The sequence below is a fragment of the Amycolatopsis sp. SID8362 genome, from assembly GCF_010550475.1.
In the GTDB taxonomy this organism is placed as follows: domain Bacteria; phylum Actinomycetota; class Actinomycetes; order Mycobacteriales; family Pseudonocardiaceae; genus Amycolatopsis; species Amycolatopsis eburnea.
On the sequence record NZ_JAAGNB010001572.1, the window covers coordinates 1 to 2,598 of the forward strand.

General features: G+C 73.3%; 5 protein-coding genes. All 5 read right to left on the reverse strand.

From position 1 onward, the window contains the following. Nucleotides 1-1,231 (reverse strand): AAA family ATPase (locus G3I65_RS48685; protein ID WP_160702383.1); only part of this gene is annotated, 1,231 nt, incomplete at its 3' end. Between the two features lie 69 nt (nt 1,232-1,300). Then, complete coding sequence (locus G3I65_RS48690) at nt 1,301-1,474, reverse strand: hypothetical protein (protein ID WP_158104460.1); 174 nt, start codon at nt 1,472-1,474, stop codon at nt 1,301-1,303. A gap of 44 nt (nt 1,475-1,518) precedes the next feature. Continuing rightward, nucleotides 1,519-1,692, reverse strand: coding sequence for a hypothetical protein (locus tag G3I65_RS48695; protein WP_160702385.1), 174 nt, complete (start codon nt 1,690-1,692; stop codon nt 1,519-1,521). A gap of 38 nt (nt 1,693-1,730) precedes the next feature. Further along, complete coding sequence (locus G3I65_RS48700) at nt 1,731-1,910, reverse strand: hypothetical protein (RefSeq protein WP_160702386.1); 180 nt, start codon at nt 1,908-1,910, stop codon at nt 1,731-1,733. A gap of 32 nt (nt 1,911-1,942) precedes the next feature. Beyond that, nucleotides 1,943-2,598: lanthionine synthetase LanC family protein (locus tag G3I65_RS48705; RefSeq protein WP_275940196.1), on the reverse strand; the 656-nt coding region annotated here is incomplete at its 5' end.

The following is a 2,598-nucleotide window of genomic DNA, read 5'->3' on the forward strand; positions in this document are numbered from 1 at the left end:
ACAGCCGCCCGGCGCCCGGGTGGTCCAACGCCGTCAGCCGCAGCGCCGCGGCCAACGCGCACAGCTCGCCGGGCAGGCCCGGGTGCAACTGCTCAACGGCGTCGGCGGCCCGGCGCGCCAGGTTCGCCTTCGTCGACGGCACGAGCCGCGCCAGCAGCGCCTCCGCGGTGAGCGGGTGGCGGAAGGCGTACCAGCCGGGGGTGGTCTCGTCGGTGGTGACCAGGTGCGCGGCGACGCTCGCGCTGATGTGGTTGTGCAGCATGCGGTCGTCCATGTCGGTGACCGCCTGCACGACCGAAAGCGGGAACCGCCTGCCCAGCACGGCGGCCACCGACAGCAGCGTTTCGCCGTCCGCGCCGAGTGCGTCAACACGCGCGGCGATGCTGCTGATCAGCGCCTCCGGCACCCGGGCCTGCAGTTCGCCGACGACCTGCCAGCCGTGCGCGCCGCCGACGAGCAGGCCGTCGGTGACCATGCCGTGCAGCAGTTCTTCGACGACGAACGGCACGCCTTCGCTGTTCTGCCACAACAGGTTCGCGACGGCGGCGGGTACCGCGGCCGGCTCGGTTTCCAGGCAGGCGGCGGCGAACTCGCGGGTGTTCGCGGCGTCGAGGCGGGTCAGTTCGAAGGTGTGGCTGGCCGAGCGCTGCGACGCCGCTGTCGCGAGCCGGAGCGCTTCACCCGGCTCGTTGCGCAGGGTGCCGATCAGCATCACCCGGCTCGAAGCCAGGTTGTCGACGAGGTATTCGACGATGAACAGGGTTTCCGCGTCGGCGTTGTGCAGGTCTTCCAGCACGATCAGGCAGCCGCCTTCGCGCCCGGCCACCGACAGCAGCCGGAACACGGCCTCGGCGAGCACGAGGAGGTTGCCGTTGTCGTGCGGGCGGTCGCCGCGGTACCAGTCGGGGACGAGCCGGGCGAGCACCGGCACGAGCGGGTCGAGCTCGGGCGCCGCCGGCGGGTGGCCGCCGCGGAAGTGCGACAGCAGGGCCTCGGCCAGCGGCCGGAACGGGACCATCGGCCCGATCGAGCTGGCTCGCCCGCGCAGCACGGGGAGCCCGGTCGCCAGTGCCCGCGCGGCGACGTCGGCGGCGAGCCGGGACTTCCCGATCCCGCCCTCGCCGACAAGGAAGAAGGCCCCACCGTGGTCGGTGCGGGCCTTCTCCAGAGCCTGGGACAGCGCGCCGAGCTCCCTGTCGCGCCCGATCAGGCGCGTCGATCGGATGCCCATCGCGGTCACTATATCCGGACGGACCCCCTCCGGGCGTAGGTCGAAATACCGACGCCCGGGTCCGTCTCACTATCCGGGGAACGCGCCCGTGACGACCGTGATGTCCATCGTGGTCAGGGAGTTCTGGCTGACCCGCGCCGCCTTGCCGGACAGCGCGTGGTTGCGCGCGCCCGTCCGGGCCGACGTCGGGAGGGTCAAGTCGCCGATCGGGTTGTCCGTGCCGGCGAAGTCGTGCTCGGTCATGCAGGTGGCTCCACTCTCGGTAGTCGAACGGGCTGGAACGGAAGCTATTCGGCGAAGGCGACGGTGAAGACCGGGGTGATGTCGAGGGTGCTCACGCTGTTCTGGCTCAGCCGCGGCGCCTGGCCGGACAGCGCGCGGTTGCGGGCGCCGGTGCGGCTGGACACCGGGAGGGTCAGGTCGCCGACGGGGTTCTCGGGGAAGAAGTCGTGCTCGGTCATGGGATTCGCCTTCGGTGCCGGGGGATGGGGGAAAGGAGTCAGAGAGCGAAGGTGCCGTTGGTGACGACGGTCGGCGAACCGAGCGTGTCGAGCGTGACGCCGGAGAGCCGGGGCCGGGTGCCCGCGAGCGCCTGGTTGCGCGCGCCGGCGTGGTTCGCCCGCGGGAGCACCAGGGCGCCGACGGTGGCTTCGGCGGTCTCGGTCGTGGTTTCGCGCATCTGTGGTTCTCTCCTCGTGAAGGTGGGGCGGATCAGCGGGTCGGGGCTTGCAGGAGCAGGGCGGACGGGACGCGGGGGCCGAAGCCGAGACGCAGCAGGCCGTAGCCGATGCCGGCCAGGCCGGTGAGCAGGCCGGGGGAGGGCACGCCGTCCGGGGTGCCGCAGCGCGCGCCGTCCTGTTCGACGGCGGTCAGCAGCAGGCCGGTCCGGGTGGCGAGCGCGGCTTCCGCGCCGGCGTGGCCGGTCTCGGCCAGCACGCCGAGGACGTCGGTGATGCCGGTTTCGCCGTGGCAGAGCGACAAGTCGCGCAGCGGTTCCTGGGCGGCGAGGCGCCGGACCTGTTCGTCGAGCCCGCCGAGCACGTCGGGGTCGCCGGCGTAGGCGAGCACCTGGCCGGCCAGACCGGAGCACCAGCCGTGCCCGGTCGCGGCCTTTGCGGGCGGCAGAGTCGCGGTTTCGCGCGGGTGCCCGGACAGGGCCCAGTCGACGCCGGCCGCGCCGTGCGCGAACCCGGGGTCGGCGAGATCGGGGTCGATGGACCGGCTCGAGAGCTCCGCCGCGTAGGCACCGGCGAGGACGGTGGCGAGTTCCAGGCCGGTCTGGGCGGCGACCGAGCGCAGCGCGACCAGCCCGCCGGCCAGCCCGGTGGTGAACCGCGGGGACGTCCGCGGCGTCGGGGCCGGCATCA

Coding starts and splice junctions, on each gene's coding strand:
- G3I65_RS48695 (WP_160702385.1), bottom strand. CDS start 1,692: ATGACCGAGCACGACTTCTTCCCCGAGAACCCCGTCGGCGACCTGACC.
- G3I65_RS48690 (WP_158104460.1), bottom strand. CDS start 1,474: ATGACCGAGCACGACTTCGCCGGCACGGACAACCCGATCGGCGACTTG.
- G3I65_RS48700 (WP_160702386.1), bottom strand. CDS start 1,910: ATGCGCGAAACCACGACCGAGACCGCCGAAGCCACCGTCGGCGCCCTG.